Here is a 22231-nt window from a genome sequence, read left to right on the forward strand (position 1 = left end):
GTCTGAACTGCGATTACGCACACCGTACAGAGGGGGCATCCGCAGCACTCGAGAATTTTCCCGGCGCCCGGCGCCCGGCGGACCGTGCCGGTCCGTGCCGGTCCGTGCCGGTCCGTGCCGGTCCGCCGGGCGCTCCGGTCACTGGTGGCGGCCGACGCGGTCGCCTCTCAGGTCAGCTGCGACTGGACCTGGGAGGAGATGAGCTCCAGGTGGTCCAGGTCGTGCAGGTCGAGGAGCTGGAGGTAGATCCGCCGCGACCCGATCTCCTGGTACCGGCCGATCTTGTCGACGACCTCCTGCGGGGAGCCGGCGAGCCCGTTGAGCTTCAGCTCGTCGACCTGACGCCCGATCGCGGCGGCTCGCCGGGCAACCTCCTGGTCGTCCTTGCCCACGCATACGACGAGGGCATTGGAGTAGACGAGGTCGTCCGCCTGGCGCCCGGCCGCCTCGGCCGCTGCCCGCACGCGCGCGAACTGCCGCTCGCTGTCCTCCGGGGAGGCGAACGGCATGTTGAACTCGTCGGCGTACTTGCCCGCCAGCCGCGGCGTACGGGTGGCGCCGTGCCCGCCGATCAGCACCGGGATCCGGTCCTGGGCGGGCTTGGGCAGGGCCGGTGAGTCGGTGAGGTCGTAGTGCGTGCCATGGAAGTCGAAGGTCTCCCCCGCCTTTGTCGCCCACAGTCCGGTGACGACGGCGAGCTGCTCCTCCAGCCGCGCGAACTTCTCCTTGGGGAACGGGATGCCGTACGCCTTGTGCTCCTCCTCGAACCAGCCCGCGCCCAGGCCGAGTTCGACGCGACCGCCGGACATCTGGTCGACCTGGGCGACCTGGATGGCGAGCACGCCGGGCAGCCGGAAGGTGCCGGCGGTCATCAGGGTGCCGAGGCGGATCCGCTTGGTCTCCCGGGCGAGTCCGGCCAGCGTGATCCAGGCGTCGGTGGGGCCGGGGAGGCCGTCCACCGAACCCATCTTCAGATAGTGGTCCGAGCGGAAGAACGCGTCAAAGCCCAGGTCTTCGGTGGCCCTCGCCACGGTGAGCAAGGTGTCGTAGGTGGCCCCCTGCTGGGGGCTCGGTGAAGATGCGAAGATCCATACCTCCATCCTGCACGCCGCGCCGCCGGTCGACCTCACGGGTCCCATGGGTCCCACGGGTCCCCGCTGTTCACGGTCGGGTGAATTCCGTCAACGCCGTGGCCGCCCCCTGCCCGGGCCAGTGACCGCCCCCGACGGTGATCGTTGGCTCGGTCGGAGCCGGACCGCCCGGCACCCGCGCCGGCCGGTGACCGCCGGCGCGTCACCGTGTCGGCCCGCTTCTGTCGGGGGGCCGGAGGCCGAGGAGGCCGTCATGTCCGAGGAATTCGCGCCGGAGCAGCCGGGCGGCGCCCCACCGCAGAAGGGGCTGCTTCAGCAGATGGAGGAGCTGATGGCAGCGCTGAACGCGGACCTGTCGGCCCTGGACGCGGACCTGCAGTCGACCGGGGGCCCGGGCGCCGGCAAGCGGCAGGACGGGGACGCCGGCTGAGCACGACGGCCGCCGGGCCGCCCGGCGCGGTGACCGGGCGGGGCGCGTCGGGGGCCGGGCGGGCGCCGGAGGCGGGCCCCGGGAAGGCCGCCCACCTCCCCCGCCTCCCTCCGCTAGCCCGCCTCCCGCTGCGCCAGCACCTGATCCCGGTCCGCCAGTCTTCGCAGCATCTCCCGCACCCGGTCCCGGGACTCGTCCGCCGCGTCGATCGCCTCCATGCACTGCCAGTACGTCGTCTCGTCGGCCGCGGCGCTCGCCATGCCGACGAGGGCGATTCCCACCTCGGCCAGGAGGCTGCCCAGGTGCATCAGCGCCTGCCGGGCGTCGCCCAGCTCGGTCAGCTGGGCCGCGCGTAAGTCGCGCTCCGCCAGCACCGGCGCGTCCAGGACGCCACAGCCACGCCCTGCCAGCTCCGTCAACCCCAGTGCCTCGCCCCGCAGTTCAGGCGGGCCGAACACGGCGAGGCGGCTCCCTATCGCCTGCGCCAGGGCCTGCGCCTGCCACACCTCGATCAGGGTCTCCGGTGCGCACCCGCTGCCGGCCAGCGCCCGCCTGCTCGTCACGATGAGTCGCACCGCGTCCATCGGCTGTCCCCGTCTGTCCGACGCGCTGCCCACGCGTCCGCCCGAACTCCCTTGTTCACTACCCAGAGTGAGGGCCCTTGAGACGAAAAGCCAGAGGAAGACGGAAATCTGCGGACAACTTTTCGGCTACGCCAAGGTGAGTGGATACGGAGAGTGAAAGTGGACTCTGGCGCTCCTAGCGAGCGGAGCCCTCGGCAAGGCGGCCGACACCTCCGTACGGCGCCGACACCTCCGTACCGCATCGACTCCTCCGTACGGCGCGAACCCCTACGGCGCCGGGAACCTCCGCTCGTTGCGGTCGATCTTCGCGGCCAGCGCGGCGAGCGGATCGATCCCGAGCACCTCGCACAGCTGCAACAGATACGCCAGCACATCCGCGACCTCGTCCGTGACGCGCTCCGCGGCCCGGGCGTCGTCCATGACCCGCGCCGACTCCTCCGGCGTCAACCACTGGAAGATCTCGACGAGTTCGGATGCCTCCACGCTGAGCGCCGCGACGAGGTTCTTCGGCGTGTGATACGGCTGCCAGTTGCGCGCGGCGGCGAACTCGGCCAGCCTGCGCTGGAGCTCGGCCACATCCAGGGGTTCGGTCACGGCTCCAGGTGTACCACTGTCACCCCGCCCGCTCCCGCCGCCCCCGACGCGTCACTCACCGCGCCGACCAGCCGGATGTGTCCGCGCCCGCCCATCCACGCCGCCAGCCGCAGCAGCTCCGCCCGTTGTGCCGGATCCAGCCCCCGGTCGAACCCGTCGGCGAGCACGGTGAGCGCCTGCAGGGCCGCCGGCACCTCGCCGACCGGGTCCACCTCCAGCACCCCGGGCCCGGTCAGCAGGACCAGGGAGAGCGCGAGATGGCGCAGCTCACCGTCGCCCAGGCGAGCGAGCTCCGTACGGATGCCGTCGCCCCGGTCGAGCGCGGCCCGCACCCGCCCGTCGCCCTGCACCTCCGCGACGACGTCCGTCACCGCCCCGGTGCACCCGGCCCGAACCGAGGACACGAAATGCGCATGCCGCCGGCCGCACTCCGCCCGCGTGCGCCACAGCACCTCGGCCAGGTTGTCGCAGGCGCCGAGCAGTCGCCCGGAGCCGACCGGGACGGGCGCCCGCATCCGCTCGGGGCGGGGATCGCAGGCGAACACCGAGCGCAGCGCCACCACCATCTGCTCGGCGGCGGCCAGCACCCTGCGCTGCCCGTCCGTCCTGCCCGCCACCCGCAGGGGTAACAGGGCGGTGCCGAGCCGGTCGTCGGGCAGTGGGGCCCGCGTCACCGGCGACTGACCGGCCGTGTGCCACGCGGCCTGCACATACGGCCGGCTCGGATCGCGCAGTGCCGTCTCCAGCAGCACCGGGCCGCCCGCGCTCAACCGTTCTCCGACGATCCGCAGTTCGGGCTCGGCCTGTACGGCGACATCCAGCCGGACCGGGCCCTCGGGACCGTCGGCGGTGCAGCCGATGCGAAAACCCCGGCGGCGCTGGGCGTCGGGCCGGGCACGCTCGGGCACGCAGGCGACCGGATCGGGGAACACCTCACCGAGTGCGGCGCCGCCACCGAGCCGGGCCAGCGCCTCGTAGGCCCGCAGAGCCGTGGTCTTCCCGCTCCCGCTACTCCCGGCGAGAAGCGTGAACGGTCCGAGCGGGAACACGGCCCGTCGATGCCCGGCGAACGCGGACAGCCGCAGTTCGGTGATGCGGGGCCGGTCCACACCCACCGCGTCGCCCGCGGCACGCACCTCGGAACCGGAAGACGAGGGGGAAGCGGACACAGACGCAGAAGACACAGAAGACACGGGCATGTCCGGACCGTATGGCCCGCCCCCTCAGGCGAACCGTTTTGGCCTCGCACTCTTCCTACGATCGAGCTATCACCCCGACCGGCATCTCACCCCGACCGGCACTCACATCGGCCCGCACCTCACGCCTCGGACACTCCGGCCCCTTCCACCAGCCCGCTGACCTCGGTCCCGGCCGGGGACAGCAGGAACACGTTCCGGTCCACGCGATGCATCCCGCTGCCCAGTCCGAAGACGACGCCGGTGCTGAAGTCCAGGACCCGTTTGGCGACCTCGGTCTCCGCTCCGGTCAGATCCAGCAGCACCGGAATCCCGGCCATCAATGTCTCCGCGACATCGCGGGCGTCCGCGAACACGTTGACCCGCAGCACGACGAACCGCCGGCGCGGCTCCGTCACGGCCTCCGGGTGGACTCGATGGTCCACGGCGGACGGCCAGGCATCGCGGCCGCGCAAAGGAACGACCTGGGCGAGCCCCTCCCACTGTTCATCGGTGACGTCGTGGCTGTTCACCGGCTCCCCCCGACCTGACTCGCCTTCAATACCTGCACCAGCCAATTCTTACGTCAAGTCACCCGTTCGGCCCAACAGCGACACGGTCCGCGACCGCTACCCGAACGCGCATACCCCCTCACATCGCGCCATCGGCGGCTGTGTGGCCGACGTAACTCCTCATGATCAAGGGATGTGACATCGACGTAACGGGCAATTCGTACGCTCTTGACACCACCCCGACGGCCGGAGAAGGGCAGCACGTGACCTCGACCACCTCCACGACTCAGGTCCGGACGGTCTGCACGTACTGCGGGGTGGGCTGCGGAATCCTGCTGGACGTCGGGATGGGGCCGGACGGGCGGCGTACGGTCCTGAAGGCGTCCGGTGACAAGGAGCATCCGGCGAACGCGGGCCGGCTCTGCACCAAGGGCGCGACCACGGCCGAGATGCTGGCCGCGCCCGGGCGGCTGACCACCGCGCTGGTCAGGGACGACCGGGGCGAGGAGCCGGTGCCCTCCCCGATGGCCGACGCGATCGCTGAGACCGCGCGGCGGCTGCGCGCCGTCATCGACGAGCACGGGCCGGACGCGGTCGCGTTCTATGTCTCGGGCCAGATGAGCATGGAGGCCCAGTACCTGGCGAACAAGCTGGCCAAGGGGTTCGTGGGGACGAACCGGATCGAGTCGAACTCCCGGCTGTGCATGGCGAGCGCCGGCATGGGTTACAAGCTGTCGCTCGGCGCCGACGGGCCGCCCGGATCGTACGAGGACTTCGAAAGGGCCGATGTCTTCCTGGTGATCGGCTCGAACATGGCGGACTGCCATCCGATCCTCTTCCTGCGGATGATGGAGCGGGTCAAGGCGGGCGCGAAGCTGATCGTCGTCGATCCGCGGCGCACCGCCACCGCCGCCAAAGCGGATCTTTTCCTCCAGGTCAGGCCGGGTACCGATCTCGCCCTGCTCAACGGCCTGCTGCACCTGCTCGTCGAGAACGGCCACATCGACACCGACTTCGTCGCCGCCCACACCGAGGGCTGGGAGGCGATGCCCGCGTTCCTCGCCGACTACGGCCCGGCCGGCGTAGCGGAGATCACCGGGATCGCCGAGGAGGACCTGCGCACGGCCGCCCGGCTGATCGGCGAGGCCGGCGAGTGGATGAGCTGCTGGACGATGGGGCTCAATCAGTCCACGCACGGCACCTGGAACACCAATGCCCTGGTCAACCTGCATCTGGCCACCGGTGCCATCTGCCGCCCCGGCTCCGGGCCCTTCTCGCTCACCGGACAGCCCAACGCCATGGGTGGACGCGAGATGGGGTACATGGGGCCGGGGCTGCCAGGTCAGCGGTCCGTCGCCGTGGACGCCGAGCGGGCCTTCGTCGAGGAGCTGTGGGAGCTGCCGCCGGGCACCCTGCGCTCCGACGGGGTCGGCAAGGGCACGATCGACATGTTCCGGAAGATGGCCGACGGCGAGATCAGGGCCTGCTGGATCATCTGCACCAACCCGGTCGCCTCGGTCGCGAACCGCCGTACGGTCATCGAGGGGCTGGAGGCCGCCGAGTTCGTCGTCGTCCAGGACGTCTTCGGCGAGACCGAGACCAACGCCTACGCCGATGTCGTGCTGCCCGGCGCGATGTGGACCGAGGGCGAGGGCGTCTTCGTCAACAGCGAGCGCAATCTCACGCTGACCCGGCAGGCGGCCGATCCGCCGGGCGAGGCGATGGCCGACTGGCGGATCATCGCGGCCGTCGCGCGGGCGATGGGGTACGAGAAGGGGTTCTCGTACGACAGTGCCGAGGATGTCTTCGAGGAGATACGGCGGGCCTGGAACCCGGCGACCGGCTGGGACGTGCGCGGGGTGACGTACGAGCGGCTGCGCGAGACGCCCGTGCAGTGGCCGGCGGCGGAGGTGGACGGGCCCACGCGCAATCCGATCCGGTACGTCGACGCGGACGGCGGACTGCGGTTCCCGACGCCGAGCGGGCGGGGTGTGTTTCACGCCCGGCCACATCTGCCGGCCGCGGAGATGCCGGACGACGACTACCCGTTCGTCCTGAACACCGGGCGGGTGCAGCACCAGTGGCACACGCTGACCAAGACCGGCCGGGTGGCCAAGCTTAACAAGCTGAATCCGGGGCCGTTCGTGGAGGTGCATCCGCAGGACGCGGACGCGCTGGGGATCGCCGACGGGGACCGGGTGGAGGTCGCCTCGCGGCGCGGGCGGGCGGTGCTGCCCGCCGTGGTGACCGACCGGGTGCGGCCGGGGTGCTGTTTCGCGCCGTTCCACTGGAACGACCTGTTCGGGGAGTATCTGAGCGTCAACGCGGTGACCAGCGACGCGGTGGATCCGATCTCCTTCCAGCCCGAGTTCAAGGTGTGCGCGGTGTCGCTGGTGAAGGTGGCGGCTCCGGTGTCGGACGCTCCGGCTGAGGCACAGGCGATGCCGGCCGCGACGACGCTCACGCCGGCGGCGACGACGCTCACGCCGACGGCCGTCACGCCCGGCGCGGGCGACGCCTTCGGACTGGAGCCCGCGCCACCGCCCGTCCTGTCCGCGCAGGAACGCCGCTATCTGACCGGTTTCCTCGCCGGTGTCCGCACCGGCGCGCCCGGCGTCCCCGTCCTGCCGCCGGACGCGCCCTTCAGCCCCGAGCACGCGATGTGGGTCAACGGCGTCCTGGCCGGCATGTACTCGCGGTCGGCGACCGAGCCGGCCGTCGCGACGCGGGCCGGCCGCGAGGTCGTGGTGCTGTGGGCCTCGCAGACCGGCAACGCCGAGGGGTACGCCAGCGCCACGGCCGAGCGGCTGGGCGCGGCCGGGCACCGGCCCACTCTCGTCGGCATGGACCAGGCGGACGTCGCCACGCTCGCCCGCACGGCCGACCTGCTCTTCATCACCAGCACCTTCGGCGACGGCGACGCGCCCGACAACGGCTCCGGCTTCTGGGACACGCTGGCCGACGAGGGGGCGCCGCGCCTGGACGGCGTGCGGTACGCCGTGCTCGCGTTCGGCGACTCGTCGTACGACGACTTCTGCGGGCACGGGCGCCGGCTCGACGCACGGCTGGACGAGCTGGGCGCGGTGCGCCTGGCCCCCCGTACGGACTGCGAACCGGACTACGAGCCCTCCGCGGACGGCTGGCTGGACCAGGTGCTCACCGCTCTCGGGTCCGAAACGGCCGACGCGGTGCCGACGGCCCCGGCTGCCCTGGCGGCCCCGGCTACGGCGGCTACGGCGGTGGTACTCGGGGCACCGGCGCCGAAGGCCGCCCCCCGGTCCGCGAAGCCCGCCCCCGCCACCGCCCGCCTCGTCGGCAACCGGCTGCTCAGCCGGCCCGGCGCGGGCAAGGAGGTGCGGCGCTTCACCTTCGACACGAGCGGGACCTCGCTGACCTACGAGGCCGGCGACGCCCTCGGCGTACGGCCGGTCAACTCCCCGGCCCTGGTGGCGGAGTGGCTGGCGGTGACCGGCGTCGAGGGGTCGCGGGGCGTGGCGCTGGACGGCGTCGGTGAGGTGTCCTTCGCCGAGGCCCTGCACCGGCATCTCGACATCACCAGGATCACCCCGGACCTGCTCCGCTTCGTCGCCGAACGCGTCCGCGACGACCGGGAGTTGCGCCGGCTGCTGCGGCCGGACAACAAGGACGGCCTGGCGCAGTGGAGCTGGGGACGGCAGGCGGTCGACGTCATCGCCGAACACCCCGTACGGGCGGGCGCCGAGGAGTGGGCCGGTGTGCTCAGGAAACTCCAGCCTCGGCTGTACTCCATATCGTCCAGCCCGCTCGTCGACCCGGACCGCGTCTCGCTGACGGTCTCGGTCGTGCGGTACGAGAACCTGCACGGCCGGCCGCGCGGCGGGGTCTGCTCCCCCTTCCTCGCCGATGCCGGGCCGGACACCGAGGTGCCGGTGTTCGTGCAGCGCTCCCCGCACTTCAGACCGCCCGCCGACGCCTCGACGCCGATGGTGATGGTGGGTCCGGGCACGGGTGTCGCGCCCTTCATGGGCTTCCTCGAGGAGCGGCGCGCGCTCGGTCACCGGGCCCCCAACTGGCTGTTCTTCGGAGAGCAGCACCGGGCCAGCGACTTCTACTACGAGGAGGAGCTGACCGGCCTGCTCGCCGAAGGGGTCCTCGACCGCCTGGACACCGCCTTTTCGCGCGATCAGCGCAACAAGGTGTACGTGCAGGACCGGATGCGCGAGCACGGCCCGGAGCTGTGGCGCCGGCTCCAGGAGGGCGCCCACTTCTACGTCTGCGGCGACGCCTCGCGCATGGCCAAGGACGTGGACCGGGCGCTGCGGGACATCGCGGTCGCGCACGGGGGGCTGGAGGAGGCCGAGGCGTCGGCGTATGTGAAGCAGCTGGCGGCGGCGAAGCGGTACGTCCGGGACGTGTACTGACCGGCCCGGGCCCCGGCACCCCTGGACCGACACCCCTGGACCGACGCCCGTGGACCGCCGGTCCGGCCGAACGTTCGCCGGGTGTGCGGCGTCGTAGCGACAGCCGTCGTCGAAGGGATGCCGTCATGGCCGTCGCACCTACCGCCGCACCTACCGTCGCCCGTCCCGCTGACCGTGCCGGAATCCGGGCCCGGGTCCGTGCCGCGCTGATCGGAGGGCTGGTCGGAGGGCTGATCTGCGCGGTCGGCGCCTGTGGCACGGGACTGCCGGCCTCCTCCGGCTCCGCGGAAAAGCCCGGAACCAGGGGCGCGGCGGCACAGCACCGGGCCGCCTGGCGGGAGCCCGGCTCGTACACCTACACGCTGCTGTCGACCGGTGGGGAGCGGAGCCTGCTCGGCACGTTCCGGATCTCGGTCCGCGACGGCGCCGTGGTCGACGCGGTGGGCCTCGACGACACCGGCCGGCGCGTGGCCGAGAGCGTGCCCGACGCGGTGCCCACCATCGGCGGGCTCCTCGCCGAGCTGCGCCAGGCACGCCGGGACGGCGCCGACCGGGCCGAGGCGCAGTACGCGGCCGACGGGCACCCCGTGCGGATCTCCCTGGACCGGGAGGAGAACGCCATCGACGACGAGACCCTCTACCTCATCGGCGACTACGCACCGGGGAAGAAGTAGCAGCAGGTGAAGCAGCGGGTACGGCGTTCAACGATGCCGGCCGAATCCGCGTTCCCGGCCGCGGAAGGCGAATGCCGTCCGGGGCGTCGTCACCGGGCGGAAGAACCGCTGTACGGCGGGGGTGCACAGCGTGGTCATCACCGCCGCCGCGACCAGTGTGACGGTGATCTCGCCGAGGGGCCGACGGATCCAGGCGGGGTCGTACCAGCCGAGGTACTCGGCGGCCTGGGCGACGAACCCGTGCAGCAGGAAGCCGTACAGCGTGCCGGCGCCCAGCACGGTGAACCAGGTCCGGCGCCCGGGCACACAGACCAGGAAGCAGGCGACCAGGACGACGGAGCAGCCGAAGCCGGCCAGGGTCATCACGGGCCCGTACCAGGCGGGCGCGGCGAGGGCCTGGGCGCTCTCGCTGCGGAAGAACCAGGCGTAGTTCATCCGTGGAACCGCCCAGTACGCCACGGTCAGGGCGCACAGCCAGACCGGCAGGGCCAGCACTCGTGCCGTGCGGTGGCGGACGAGCCCGAGGTGCTCCGGCCGCAGCAGCAGGCCGAGGACGAAGTACGGCAGGAATTGCAGGACGCGTTGCAGGCCGAGGTCGGTGCCGATGGAGGGCGAGAGAGTGGCGAGCATCGCGATGGCGAGTGCGAACGGCAACGGCCACCGCAGCAGCCGCCACACCGGGCTGGTCAGCCGCCACACGAACAGCGCGGCGAGGAACCAGGTCAGGTAGAGCGGATCCAGCAGACTGACGGGCCGGTCGGGGTCGTCCCCGGTCCACCGCACGAAGAGGGTGTAGGCCACCTCGAACACGACGTACGGCACGGCGACACGGCACACCAGGCGCCGCACGCGCTCGGGGCTCGCCTCCCAGCCGCGCGAGAAGTAGCCGCACAGGACGATGAACAGCGGCATGTGGAAGGCGTACACGAGCATGTACAGGGCGGTGACGGCCCGGCTGCCCTCCCGCAGCGGCTCCCAGGCGTGCCCGACCGCCACCAGCACGATCGCCAGGTACTTGGCGTTGTCGAGGAGGACGATCCGCTCGCCGACCCGTCTCGGCGCCGGCACTGCCGGCAGCAGCTCAGGCTGCTGTCGCTGCGGTGCGCGTGTGACGGGGGGTGCGGGTGTGGCGTCAGCGGACATCGCAGCACCCTAAGCACACCGGCCCACGCCGACTCAAGCACTTCGTATGCGAACGCACACCTTATGAGCCACGCACCAGCAGTCTCTCACCCTCCCCCGCTCAGGCCGTCGCCGGTGCCGGGCCCACCAGTTCGGACAGGACGTCCTCCATCGTCACGAAGCCGATCACCTTGCCGCCCTCGCCCAGCACGCCCGCCAGGTGGCTGCCCTCGGCACGCAGGGCGGTGAGGGTGTCGTCGAGGGGCGTGTCGATACGGACCCGCGTGACGGGGTGCAGGGCGCCGGGCGGGAAGGGGCGGCCGCGGTCGGCGACGCCGAGGGTGTCCTTGATGTGCAGATAGCCGAGGAGGGCGCCCTCGGGGCCGGTGACCGGGAAGCGGGAGAAGCCGGCCTCGGCGGCCAGGCGTTCCAGCCGGGCCGGGGTGACGGTGTGGTCGACGGTACGCATGCGCTGCACCGGCACGAGGATCTCGCCCACCGGACGGGTGCCCAGCTCCAGCGCGTCGCGCAGGCGCTCGCCGTCGGCCGGGGACAGCAGCCCCGCCTCGCTGGAGTCCAGGACCATGCGGGCCAGCTGGTCGTCGGTGAAGACGGCCTCGACCTCGTCCTTCGGCTCGACCCGCAGCAGCTTCAGCAGGGCGTTGGCGAAGGCGTTGATACCGAACACGAAAGGCCGCAGGGCCCTGGTGAGGGCCACCAGGGGCGGGCCGAGCAGCAGGGCGGTGGGGACCGGGGCGGCCAGCGCGATGTTCTTCGGCACCATCTCGCCGATGAGCATGTGCAGATACGTCGCCACGGCGAGCGCGATCACGAAGGCGACCGGGTGGACGAGGGCGTGCGGCACGTGCGCGGTCTCGAACGCCGGCTCCAGCAGATGCGCGATCGCCGGTTCCGCGACCGCGCCGAGCACCAGCGAGGAGACGGTGATGCCGAGCTGGGCGGTGGCCATCATCGCGGAGAGGTGTTCGAGGGCCCACAGGGTCATCCGGGCCCGCTTGTTCCCGTCCTTCGCGCGCGGCTCGATCTGGCTGCGGCGCACGGAGATCAGGGCGAACTCGGCGCCGACGAAGAAGGCGTTGGTCAGCAGCGTCAGTGCGCCGATGGCGAGTTGCAGGGCGGTCATCGGGCGTCCTCGGCGATCTGGACCCGGCGGGCGGCGGCCGGTGCGGTGATACGGATGCGGTCGGCGCGGTGGTGTTCGACGTCGAGGACGTCCAACTGCCAGCCGTCCAGGTCGAGTACGTCCCCCTTGTCGGGGATGCGGCCCAGCCGGGTGGCGACGAGTCCGGCGGCCGTCTCGTAGGGGCCTTCCGGGGCGGTCAGTCCTATGCCGGCGAGTTCGTCGAGACGTACGCCGCCGTCCGCCTCCCACACGCTGCGTCCGTCCCGGGTCGACGGGGCCGGCAGCAGGTCGGGGACCTCGACGGGGTCATGCTCGTCGCGGACCTCGCCGACGACCTCCTCGACGATGTCCTCCATGGTGGCCACGCCCGCCGTCCCGCCGTACTCGTCGATGACGACGGCCATGGTGCGGGTGGTGCGCAGCCGCTCCAGGAGCCGGTCGGCGGTGAGGCTGTCGGGGACCAGCAGGGGCGCGGTGGCCAGTTCGGTGACCGGTGTGACCAACCGTTTCTCCGGCTCCAGGGCGAGGACGTCACGGATGTGCACGGAGCCGATGACCTCGTCGAGGCTGCGGCGGTAGACCGGGAAGCGGGAGAGCCCGGTGGCGTGGCTGAGGTTGGCCGCGTCGGCGGCCGTCGCCTGCGCGTCGAGGGCCTTGACGTCGACGCGCGGCGTCATCACGTTCTCGGCGGTCAGCTCGCCCAGGTGCAGGGTGCGGACGAAGAGTTCGGCGGAGTCCGGCTCCAGGGCGCCGTGGGCCGCCGAGTGCCGGGCCAGCGCGACGAGTTCCTCGGGGCTGCGGGCGGCTGCGAGTTCCTCGGCGGGCTCCAGGCCGAAGCGGCGTACGAACCGGTTCGCGGTGTCGTTCAGATGGCGGATGAACGGGCCGAAGGCAGCCGTGAAGCCGCGCTGCGGGCCGGCGACGACCTTCGCGACCGCCAGCGGCCGGGAGATCGCCCAGTTCTTCGGCACCAGCTCACCGATCACCATCAGCACGACGGTGGAGACGACCACGCCCAGCACGGTCGCCACCGACGGGGCGGCCCCGCCCAGGCCGGCGGAAGTCAGCGGGCCACGCAGCAGCGCGGCGAGCGACGGCTCGGCGAGCATGCCGATCACCAGGGAGGTGACGGTGATGCCGAGCTGGGCGCCGGAGAGCTGGAGGGTCAGCCGGCGTACGGCCTTCAGCGCACCCTCGGCACCGCGCTCACCGGCCTCGGCGGCGCGCTCCAGCTCACCTCGCTCCACGGTGGTCAGCGAGAACTCGGCCGCGACGAACAGAGCGCAGGCCAGGATGAGGAGGAGGGCCAGCAGGAGCAGCAGGACCTCGGTCACCGTGCCACCCCCGTTCCCTCGTGCGCGTGGGACGTGCGGGGCATGGCACGGCTGGTACTGGGAGGCTCACCCATCGCGGGCTCGTGTCTCCTTCTCGGTTCGGTTCTCGGTCGACTCGGTTCTCGGTCGGCACTTCCGCCCAATGGTAAAGGACGAGCAAAGCTAGCGGGTCAAGATCTTTCAGAGAGCACCCGATCCCTCTGAAATACCCCCTCTGGCAGCTTCTACAGCACTGTAGAAGCTATCGAAAGTCATGGAGCTCTCATGCCAGGTCGCCACGAACGAGGTGCTGCAGAACTTCGCCGCTGACGATCTGCGCCGGCGCTTCGAGGAGAACCTGAACAAGCTCGCCACCGACTTCGACTTCGACTTCGACTTCGACTTCGACTTCGGCAAGGTGAGCGTGATGCAGGAGATCGCCAAGGCGAGGAAGAAGCCCACGGAGGCACGAACGGTCGTCCAGATCGGCATCGTCATCGGCGGCGCCGACGGCGATTTCGACCAGGCCGAGCAGGCCGTGGTCCGCGAGGCGTGCTTCGCGCTCGATCTGCCGCCGCACGAGTTCGGCCTCTGAACGACCGCGGGCACGGACGGGCGGACGCGAGGGGAGCGGCGGGCGGACGGACGGGAGCAGGGCGGCGGACGGACGGGAGCAGGGCGGCGGGGGAACCCGAGCGGAGTCCGCCCCAGGCTTCCCGCCCCCGCCCCGCCCCCGCCGGCAGGTCAGCGGATGTCGTCGGGCTCGAGTCCCTTTCCGACGACCAGGGTGACGACGCCCGGTGCCGCGGCCGGGTCCTGCCGGGCGCGGGCGTCGGGCAGCCGTGCGGCCACCGCCTTGGCCTGCTTCTCCAGGCCCGCCGGGTAGGTGACCGTCGTGGTGTCGGTGTTCTGCGGGGCGTTGCCCGTGCCGGTCACGGTGAGGCCCGCTCTGCGCAGCTTCTCGGCGACGGTTCCGGCCAAGCCCGGAACCCCGGTGCCGTTGAGGACCTGGACGCGCACGGACGAGGCGTACAGGGGCTTCTTCGCGGCAGCGTCCAGTTCCTTCTTGTCGACCTCCTTGTCCCTGGCCAGGGAGGCGAACAGGTCGCTTGCGAGCGGGTACTGCCAGACGACGTTGGCGAGGTCGGCGGGCACGTCGGCCTGGCGCGGGTAGTTGGGCACGGTGAGGAAGGCGAGACGGTCGCTGGGGATGCCCTTGAGCTCCGACGCGAGCCCGTACAGCGGCTTGATGCCGGCCATCTCGGGGTCCGTGGTCAGGGAGCCGGTGGCGGACTTCAGGAAGCCGTACAGCGCCTTCGGGCTGGTCAGCTTGTCCTGTGCCTTCTCGGCCAGGGCGTCCATGAACTCCTGCTGGCGTCCGATGCGCCCGATGTCGGAGCCGTCGCCGACGCCGTAGCGGACTCGCACATAGCCGAGGGCCTTTTCGCCGCCGACGGTCTGGCAGCCGGGGTCCATCCGCAGTTTGGCCTTCTTGGAGCGAATGGCCTGCTCGGGGCAGACCTCGATGCCGCCCAGGGCGTCGACCATGCCCTTGAACCCCTGGAAGTCGACGGACATGAAATGGTCGATACGCAGGCCCGTGTTCGCCTCGACCGTCTTGATGGAGCAGGCCGCGGCCCCGGCGACCTCGCCGCTCGTGCCACCGATCGCGAACGCTTCGTTGATCTTGGCGCGGTGCGGGGCGGAGTCGCTGCCGTCGCCCCGGTCGCAGGCCGGTATCTCCACCCAGGAGTCACGCGGGAACGAGACGACCGCGGCCCACTTCCGGTTCGCGGGGACGTGCAGCACCATCAGCGTGTCCGACTGCATGGTGTCCATGTCCTTGCCGTACTCGGCGTTGGCGCCGTCGCGGCTGTCCGAGCCGACGACCAGGATGTTCTTCGAGCCGGGGCTGAGGTTCTCGGGGCGGTCCCCGCCGATCTTGTCGTCGACGTCGGCGGACTTGATGTTGTTGTCGAGGTCCTGGTAGACCCAGGCGCCCACGCCGGCGACGCCCAACACCACCACCGAGGTCACCCCCGCGCTCCACGCCACGATCCGACCCCGCCGGGTCAGCCGGGTCTTCCCCGCACCACCCGACGCCCGCCGCTTCCCCGAACCACTCATCCGCGCCCCCTCTGTAGACATAGGGCCGGACCTGCGCCCGGACGCCCCACCATGAACAGACCCCGATCTTCGCAACTTCCGTTGCCTCGACCGAACGGGTAGGCGAATTTTCTCGGGCGAAGGGAGTTCGAGCCGGAAGTTGAGGCCCCGTCAGAGCGGGGTGGCCGCGTGGGGGATGAGGATCATCGTCACCGTCGCGTTCGCCGAGGACATCGCCGACACGGCCGTGCCCACCGCCGCGCACCACACCGCCGGCCCGACCGTCGTGAACGGCGACGGCGGCGGCCGGCGGCGTACCGCTGGAGCGGGCCCGAGCAGCGCGGCCACCCGGCGTGGCACCGGCCCCGGCGCCGCGAAGGCGGCCGGCGCCGCGAACCCGGCCAAGGTCGGCACCTGGGCGCTCCGCCCGACCAGCGCCGCCTTGCCGATCGCGGACGCCACCGTGCGCCGGTCGCCGACGGCCCGCGCCGCCTCTTCGTCCGCCCAGCGTTCCGCGGTGTACGACACCGCCGTACGCAGCGGAAGCAGGAACGGGTTGGCGCGCGCGGCGAGTTGGACGGTGAGCAGGAACCGGTGGTGCCGCGCGGCCAGATGGGCCCGCTCATGGGCGAACAGCGCCCGGCGTTCGGCGGATTCGAGGTAGTCCAGCAGTCCCGTCGTCACCACCACACGGCCCCGCCGACGTCCGGGCAACGCATAGGCGTACGGTGCCTCGTCGGGCAGCACGGCCACCGCGGCTCCCGGCAGTCCGGCCGGCGCCCGGTGGGCCCGGCCGCGCACCCGGCCGTGCCGCCACAGCGTCCGGCCCCAGGCCACGACCACCGCGCACAGCGCCGGGATCGCCGCCTTGCCGACAACCTCGTCGTACGGCACCGCGGCCCGTACCTCGGGCTGCGACCAGCCGTCGGGCAGCGGGTTGCCCGGCAGTTGGGCGGTGCCGACCACCATCACCAGGCCCAGGCAGACCGTGCTGCAGACCGCCAGCACCGCGGCCACACCGGTGAGCAGCCGTGTCGCGGTACGGGGATGCAGGTGCTGCTCGGCCAGGCGCGCGATCGGCCACGCCATGAGCGGGAGGACGAGCGGCAGAAAGACGACGATCCCCATGCGGCGTCAGGCTTCCCCTTCGCCCCGGGACTCATCCAGCAGCGCGCGCAGCAGCCGCTCGTCCTCCGGCCCCAGACCCGTGACAAAGCTGGCCAGTACGGCCCCGCGGTCGCTCTCGGCGTCCAGCACCTTGCGCATCCGGTGCGCCGCGAGTCCCGCCGCGTCCGACGCCGGAGTCCACGCGAAGGAGCGGCCCGCCCGCTCGCGGGTCACCGCGCCCTTGGCCAGCAGCCGGGTCAGGATCGTGATCACCGTCGTATAGGCGAGGTCCCCGCCGAGCCGCTCCTGTACCCAGCCGGCCGTGGCCGGTCCGTCCGCCTTGCGCAGCGCCGACAGGACCAGCATCTCCAGCTCGCCCTGCTGCCGGCGCCGGGGGCGCTGCCGGTGATCGTTCATGCCCTGTCTCTCCCTTCCGCTGACCTGCGCGTCCTGCGCGACACATCCACCGAATCCATCGACCGAATCCATCGACCGCGTCCATCGACCGAATGCACCGGCTGATACACCGCCGATACATCGGGCGCTCATCGTAAGGAAAGCAGTAATGCCTAGAGCGACCCGCTGCTCGCCCGTGCGATGCTGCTGTACCTGCGGCTACCGCCGATCGGCACACCACAAGGACAGGACCACATGTTCGGACTGAGCGAGATCGCGATCATCCTCCTCGTCGTCATAGCCGTGCTCTGCATCAAGAAGCTCCCCGAACTGACGCGTTCCGCGGGCAAGTCCGCACGCATCCTCAAGGCCGAGTCACGGGCCGTGCGGGACCAGGCCGACCCGGCGGCGGCTCAGGTGATCCAGGGCGAGGCCGTCACCCGGACCGATTCCGGAACGCAGGGCACACAAGTCCACCCGGGGAATGCGGGCTAAGGCGACCGGAGAGCGGCGGCACGCCCCATGCGGGCGAGCGCCTCGGTGAGGACGGCCTGGGAGGTGGCGAAGTTCAGGCGCACATGCCCGGCCCCTCCCGTTCCGAAGATGTGGCCGGCGGACAGGGCGACCCGAGCCCGCTCCAGGAACAGCCGGGCGGGGCCGGCCAGGTCGGTGACCACCGCGAGGTCCTCGGTGTCCTCCTCCGGCGCGAGGCCGAGGGACCGGCAGTCGAGCCAGGCCAGATAGGTGCCCTCCGGCCTGGTGTACCCGATGTCGGGCAGGTGCTCGGCGATGAGCCGGTCCAACAGGGCCCGGTTGGCGTCCAGCCCCGTCAGCAGCGCGTCGAGCCACGCGTCGCCGTGCCGGAAGGCGGCCGTGTGGGCGATGAGGCCGAGATGACTGGCCCCGTGATAGACCTCCTCGGGCATCCGGCGCAGATCGGCGGACGCCTCGGTCCCCGCGACGGCCAGTGCCGCCTTGATTCCGGCGAGGTTCCAGCCCTTGGTGGCCGACATCAGCGAGAAGGCGTTCTCAGCCCCGGGCACGCTCAGGTAGGGCGTGAACTCGGCGCCCGGCAGCACGAGCGGGGCATGGATCTCATCGGCGACGACCCGGACTCCGTACCGCCGTGCCAGCGCCGCCACCGTGGCGAGCTCCTCGGCGGTGTGCACCACGCCGGTGGGGTTGTGCGGGTTGTTGAGGAGATAGGCGATCTTTCCCCCGCCGCTCCGCTCCCGGATACTCCGGAACGTCTCCTCGAGAATGTCCGGGTCGATCCGCAGGTCCTCGCCGAGGGGCGCTTCGACGATCCGACGGTCGTCATGGGTGACGAAGGCGTAGAACGGTGCGTAGACCGGGGAGTTGACGACCACCGGGTCACCGGGGTCGGTGATCAGCCGCAGCACCTGCACGGCGCCCATCATCACGTCCGGGACGACGGCGACGCGGTCGAGCGCCACCCCGTCCCACTTCCAGCGCCGCGAGGCGAAGCCGGCCAGCGACTCGGCGAACGCGCTTCCGGCGGGGTATCCGGTGTCGCCGGCCGCTATGGCTTCGTGCAGGGCGTCGGCGACCTCCGGTGCCAGCGTGACGTCCATCTCCGCCACCCACAGCGGCAGGACGTCCGCCGGGTACGTGCGCCACTTCATGCTTCCGCGTCGGCGGAGCTGCTCGAGGGAGAGCACCTCGAGAGGATTCGCACAGGCACCGGAGTCGGCGTCGGCACCTACGGATATGGAGTCACGTCCACCCAAGGCAGTCACCCTACGCATTGGACCGCCATCCCGATCTCGACGCAAGCGTGCCCCGGGACGGCAGGCGCCGACGGTCGACTCCTGCCACGCCCGTAATGATCCGCTCACATCGAGATACATGTCCGATGAACGGACTTCCGCATCCGCATAACGGTCCGATCTCGCCACCTGGCGCTTTGATTGAGACAGCCAGATATGTGATCCAGGTCACTAAAGATCTCGTAAAGGTCGTGGTAGAACTGCGCAAATCCGCAGGTGGCACGACCCCTCGCTGCCACGCGGAGTGTCGGCGCATGCGCCGACACAGGCCAGGGCCGTGACAGTCCGAGTCCGCGGACTTGTCATCCCAGGTCGCCGATCGGACAACGGCGTTCGCTGAAAGAACCGCACTTCTCCGGCGCAGGTTTCTGCGCCGGTCCCGCGCCATCGAGGTAGCCATAGTGTCACTCGACTCCATCACCACGTCCGTCGACGAAGCAGTCAGCGGATTCTTCGAGCCCATAGCCGAACGGCTCGGGGAAATCGTCTTCTACACGGTCCCCGTAGGTGGGACCGACCTTCCCTTGATCGTCGCCTGGCTCGTGGTCGCGGGTCTCGTCTTCACCGGCTGGTTCGGGTTCGTCCAGTTCCGCAAGTTCAGACTCGCCGTCGACGTGGTGCGCGGGAAGTACGACGAGAAGGGGTCGACCGGCGAGGTCAACCACTTCCAGGCCCTCACCGCGGCCGTCTCCGGCACCGTCGGCCTCGGCAACATCGCCGGTGTGGCCGTCGCCGTCTCCATCGGCGGCGCCGGTGCCACGTTCTGGATGATCCTGTGCGGCCTGCTCGGCATGGCCACCAAGTTCGTCGAGGTCACCCTCGGCGTGAAGTACCGCGAGGTGCACGCCGACGGCACCGTCTCCGGCGGCCCGATGCACTACCTGCCCAAGGGCCTCAAGGAGCGCTTCGGCAGCGGCGGCGCCAAGTTCGGCAAGGTGCTCGCCGTCCTCGCCTCGATCATGATCCTCTTCTTCGGTCTGTTCGGCGGCAACCTGTTCCAGACCAACCAGAGCTATGCGCAGATCTCCTCGACCTTCGGTGGCGAGGACGGCTTCCTGGCCTCCTCCGCCGGTGCCGTCCTCTTCGGCCTGGTCGTCTCCGCGCTGGTCGGTCTGGTGCTGCTCGGCGGCATCCGCTCCATCGCCTCGGTCACCAGCCGGCTGGTGCCCGCGATGGCCGGCATCTACATCGTGGCCTGCCTGATCGTCATCCTGAGCAACGTCACCGCCGTGCCGGACGCCCTCCAGGAAATCCTGCATCGCGCCTTCGAGCCCGCCGGCGTCGCGGGCGGTGTGATCGGTGCCCTGATCGTCGGCTTCCAGCGGGCCGCCTTCTCCAACGAGGCCGGTCTCGGCTCCGCCCCGATCGCCCACTCCGCGGTCAAGACCAACCACCCCGCGAGCGAGGGTCTGGTCGCCCTGCTGGAGCCGTTCATCGACACGGTCGTCATCTGCACCATGACCGCGCTGACCATCGTCATCGCCAACCCGGCCAGCTGGGGCGAGGCCCGCGAGGGCGAGAGCATCGGCGGCGTCACCATCACCTCCGACGCCTTCGAGACCGTGCTGCCCTGGTTCCCGGCCGTGCTCACGATCGCGGTGCTGCTGTTCGCCTTCTCCACGATCCTGACCTGGGGCTACTACGGCCTCAAGGCCTGGTCGTACCTGTTCGGCAAGAGCAAGACCAGCGAGACCGTCTTCAAGGTCATCTGGAGCCTGTTCGTCGTCGTGGGCGCGCTGATGTCCCTCGACTCGCTGATCAGCCTCGCCGACTCGGCGCTGTTCCTGCTGTCGATCTTCAACATCATCGGCCTGTATCTCCTCGCCCCGGTCGTCAAGCGCGAGCTCGCCTCCTTCCTGGAGTTCGTCCGCGCCCGCAAGGCCGGCGAGATCGCCGACGGCGACGATGACCAGGAGTCGGTGAAGACCACCGTCTGACCGCCCCGCGGCCCGGCTCCTGAGCGGGCCCGTGCTCACCTCGCGCCTTGGTGAACACGGGCCCGCTCGTCGTGCCTTTCCTTGCATTTCCGCAGGTGAAACAGCACCTGGCGAAACGGAATGACGCCGGTTAGGGTGTTAAGAACGCGTCAGCATGCAGCCCGCTGGGCCTCGTGACCGACGCGCGGTGTGCCGGGAAGTCTGGTCGGCGTCAGGGGCTCGTATGCCCGCAAGACGATCCCCGGAGGACTCCTTCATGGCTGCCGCGCCGCGCGAACGCTCCCCTTTCCTCGGCCTTCTGCCGCTGCCCGAGCGCACGGCCATCGCCCAGGCCCTGAGAACGGAGACCGTCGGCGGGCTGGTCCTGCTGGGGGCGGCCGTGGTGGCGCTGGTGTGGGCGAACACACCCTGGTCCGAAACCTACGAGCGCATACGCGACTTCCACTTCGGGATACCGCAACTGGGCCTGGACCTCTCCCTCGGCCACTGGACCGCCGACGGCCTGCTCACCCTCTTCTTCCTCGTGGCCGGCATCGAGCTCAAGCGCGAACTGGTCGTCGGCGAGCTCCGCACCCCCGCAACCGCCGCCCTGCCGGTCATCGCCGCCATCTCGGGCATGATCGTGCCCGCTGCGTTCTACGCGATCACCGCGTCCGCGGGAGGCGGCAGCCTCGACGGCTGGGCGGTGCCCATGGCCACCGACATCGCCTTCGCGCTGGCCGTACTGGCGGTCCTGAGCACACACCTGCCCGCCGCACTGCGCGCCTTCCTGCTCACCCTCGCCGTCGTCGACGACCTCGGCGGCATCCTCGTCATCGCCGTCTTCTTCACCAGCGACCTCAACCTCGCAGCCCTCGGCGGAGCGTTCGCGGGCTTGGTCGTCTTCTACCTGCTCCAGCGCTTCCGCGTCCGCGGATGGTGGTGGTACGCCCCGCTCGGGCTCACGATCTGGGCGCTGATGTACAACGGCGGTGTCCACGCCACCGTCGCCGGCGTGGCCATGGGCCTCATCCTGCGCACCACCCGCGACAAGGACGAGGACCGCTCACCCGGCGAACGCACCTCGCACCTCCTCCACCCCGTCTCCGCAGGACTCGCGGTCCCCCTCTTCGCGCTCTTCGCCGCCGGGGTCAGCGTCTCGGCCGCGTCACTGAGCGAGGTGTTCACCAGGCCCGAACCGCTCGGCGTGGTCCTCGGGTTGGTCCTCGGCAAGACCGTCGGCATCTTCGCCGGGACCTACCTGGCCGCCCGCTTCACCCGGGCCCGCCTCAACCCGGACCTGGCCTGGGCCGACGTCTTCGCCCTCTCGGCGCTCGCCGGAATCGGCTTCACCGTCGCGCTGCTGATCGGCGAACTCGCCTTCCCCGACCCGGCAGCCGCCGGCCCCGTGAAGGCCGCGGTCCTCATCGCTTCCCTGACCGCGGCCGTGCTGGCAGCCTTGCTCCTCAAGCGCCGCAACGGCGTCTACCGGCGCCTGTACGAGGATGAGAACCGCGACGACGACCACGACGGCATCCCCGACATCTACCAGGTCGACGCCGCTGTCGAACGCTGACGAAGCGCTGACGAGACGCTGACGAGAGGAGAGGCGGAGCATGGAACCCTCACTCGCCACAGCGCTGATCATCGCTGTGATCCTGGTCGTCAAGACGGCGGTGCTGGAGCTGCGGGAGCCCGGCAGGGCGCGACGGGAGTGGGCCTTCGTCAGGGACAGGGCCGCCTGGGCCGGCGGTTGCCTGACCGCGCTTGTCGTGGGCGCCCTGGGCTGGACGTACGGAGGGTACGGGGCGGTGGCCTGGGCGCTGCTCGCCGGTCTGCTGGTCGCCCACGTGATGGGGCGGCGCTCCGCGCGCTGA

18 protein-coding genes and 2 pseudogenes are annotated in these 22231 nt (G+C 71.1%); 8 read left to right on the forward strand and 12 right to left on the reverse strand.

The features are described from left to right. Positions 1-167: 167 nt before the first annotated feature. Positions 168-1092 (reverse strand): annotated as a pseudogene (locus ACHBTE_RS03550) (LLM class F420-dependent oxidoreductase). 252 nt (positions 1093-1344) lie between these two features. Here ACHBTE_RS03550 and ACHBTE_RS03555 point away from each other — a divergent pair. Beyond that, positions 1345-1521, forward strand: a complete 177-nt coding sequence (locus ACHBTE_RS03555; RefSeq protein ID WP_394721821.1) for a hypothetical protein — start codon at positions 1345-1347, stop codon at positions 1519-1521. A 113-nt stretch (positions 1522-1634) separates the two neighbouring features. On the opposite strand, the gene ACHBTE_RS03560 is transcribed toward ACHBTE_RS03555, so the two are convergent. From ACHBTE_RS03560 to ACHBTE_RS03575, 4 genes are all read right to left on the reverse strand, one after another. Next, entirely contained in the window at positions 1635-2105 is a 471-nt protein-coding gene (locus tag ACHBTE_RS03560; protein ID WP_394721822.1) for a DUF6099 family protein, read from the reverse strand. 267 nt (positions 2106-2372) lie between these two features. Next, complete coding sequence (locus tag ACHBTE_RS03565; RefSeq protein ID WP_394721823.1) at positions 2373-2699, reverse strand: nucleotide pyrophosphohydrolase; 327 nt, start codon at positions 2697-2699, stop codon at positions 2373-2375. After that, a complete protein-coding gene (locus ACHBTE_RS03570; RefSeq protein ID WP_394721824.1) occupies positions 2696-3898 on the reverse strand; it encodes an AAA family ATPase in 1203 nt (400 codons plus the stop codon). Before ACHBTE_RS03570 ends, ACHBTE_RS03565 begins: the two co-directional genes overlap by 4 nt. Positions 3899-4017: 119 nt before the next feature. After that, positions 4018-4407 carry a cell division protein SepF gene (locus tag ACHBTE_RS03575; protein ID WP_394721825.1) on the reverse strand — a complete coding sequence of 130 codons (390 nt, stop codon included), beginning with the start codon at positions 4405-4407 and terminating at the stop codon, positions 4018-4020. Positions 4408-4649: 242 nt separating this feature from the next. Between ACHBTE_RS03575 and ACHBTE_RS03580 the strand changes: the two genes are divergently transcribed. Then, entirely contained in the window at positions 4650-8786 is a 4137-nt protein-coding gene (locus ACHBTE_RS03580) for a molybdopterin-dependent oxidoreductase (RefSeq protein WP_394721826.1), read from the forward strand. A gap of 125 nt (positions 8787-8911) precedes the next feature. Next, on the forward strand, positions 8912-9460 hold the full coding sequence (locus ACHBTE_RS03585) for a DUF6174 domain-containing protein (protein ID WP_394721827.1): 549 nt from the start codon (positions 8912-8914) through the stop codon (positions 9458-9460). A gap of 27 nt (positions 9461-9487) precedes the next feature. On the opposite strand, the gene ACHBTE_RS03590 is transcribed toward ACHBTE_RS03585, so the two are convergent. From ACHBTE_RS03590 to ACHBTE_RS03600, 3 genes are all read right to left on the reverse strand, one after another. Then, a complete protein-coding gene (locus tag ACHBTE_RS03590) occupies positions 9488-10603 on the reverse strand; it encodes an acyltransferase family protein (RefSeq protein ID WP_394721828.1) in 1116 nt (371 codons plus the stop codon). A 100-nt stretch (positions 10604-10703) separates the two neighbouring features. Further along, on the reverse strand, positions 10704-11726 hold the full coding sequence (locus ACHBTE_RS03595; RefSeq protein WP_394721830.1) for a hemolysin family protein: 1023 nt from the start codon (positions 11724-11726) through the stop codon (positions 10704-10706). Continuing rightward, positions 11723-13060, reverse strand: coding sequence for a hemolysin family protein (locus tag ACHBTE_RS03600; protein ID WP_394721831.1), 1338 nt, complete (start codon positions 13058-13060; stop codon positions 11723-11725). The genes ACHBTE_RS03595 and ACHBTE_RS03600 overlap by 4 nt, the downstream gene beginning before the upstream one ends. A gap of 271 nt (positions 13061-13331) precedes the next feature. Here ACHBTE_RS03600 and ACHBTE_RS03605 point away from each other — a divergent pair. Then, positions 13332-13634: pseudogene (locus tag ACHBTE_RS03605) on the forward strand (tellurite resistance TerB family protein); the annotation flags it as partial. A 149-nt stretch (positions 13635-13783) separates the two neighbouring features. Here the strand turns inward: ACHBTE_RS03605 and ACHBTE_RS03610 are convergent. From ACHBTE_RS03610 to ACHBTE_RS03620, 3 genes are all read right to left on the reverse strand, one after another. Next, positions 13784-15166 carry an LCP family protein gene (locus tag ACHBTE_RS03610; protein WP_394721832.1) on the reverse strand — a complete coding sequence of 461 codons (1383 nt, stop codon included), beginning with the start codon at positions 15164-15166 and terminating at the stop codon, positions 13784-13786. 150 nt (positions 15167-15316) lie between these two features. Continuing rightward, complete coding sequence (locus ACHBTE_RS03615; protein WP_394721833.1) at positions 15317-16273, reverse strand: M56 family metallopeptidase; 957 nt, start codon at positions 16271-16273, stop codon at positions 15317-15319. A gap of 6 nt (positions 16274-16279) precedes the next feature. Continuing rightward, positions 16280-16669 (reverse strand): BlaI/MecI/CopY family transcriptional regulator, encoded by a 390-nt coding sequence (locus tag ACHBTE_RS03620; protein WP_394721834.1) that lies wholly within the window; start codon positions 16667-16669, stop codon positions 16280-16282. 234 nt (positions 16670-16903) lie between these two features. Between ACHBTE_RS03620 and ACHBTE_RS03625 the strand changes: the two genes are divergently transcribed. After that, positions 16904-17143, forward strand: coding sequence for a twin-arginine translocase TatA/TatE family subunit (locus ACHBTE_RS03625; RefSeq protein WP_394721835.1), 240 nt, complete (start codon positions 16904-16906; stop codon positions 17141-17143). Here the strand turns inward: ACHBTE_RS03625 and ACHBTE_RS03630 are convergent. Next, positions 17140-18417, reverse strand: coding sequence for a MalY/PatB family protein (locus ACHBTE_RS03630; protein ID WP_394721836.1), 1278 nt, complete (start codon positions 18415-18417; stop codon positions 17140-17142). The genes ACHBTE_RS03625 and ACHBTE_RS03630 overlap by 4 nt on opposite strands. Before the next feature lie 422 nt (positions 18418-18839). Here ACHBTE_RS03630 and ACHBTE_RS03635 point away from each other — a divergent pair, with 422 nt between their 5' ends. The 3 genes from ACHBTE_RS03635 (at position 18840) to ACHBTE_RS03645 (ending at position 22231) form a co-directional block, all read left to right on the forward strand. Next, positions 18840-20375 (forward strand): alanine/glycine:cation symporter family protein, encoded by a 1536-nt coding sequence (locus ACHBTE_RS03635; protein ID WP_394721837.1) that lies wholly within the window; start codon positions 18840-18842, stop codon positions 20373-20375. A gap of 256 nt (positions 20376-20631) precedes the next feature. Beyond that, a complete protein-coding gene (gene nhaA, locus ACHBTE_RS03640) occupies positions 20632-21930 on the forward strand; it encodes a Na+/H+ antiporter NhaA (protein ID WP_394721993.1) in 1299 nt (432 codons plus the stop codon). A 40-nt stretch (positions 21931-21970) separates the two neighbouring features. After that, positions 21971-22231, forward strand: coding sequence for a hypothetical protein (locus ACHBTE_RS03645; protein ID WP_394721838.1), 261 nt, complete (start codon positions 21971-21973; stop codon positions 22229-22231).

The sequence above is a fragment of the Streptomyces sp. M41 genome (assembly GCF_043673425.1).
In the GTDB taxonomy this organism is placed as follows: Bacteria; Actinomycetota; Actinomycetes; order Streptomycetales; family Streptomycetaceae; genus Streptomyces.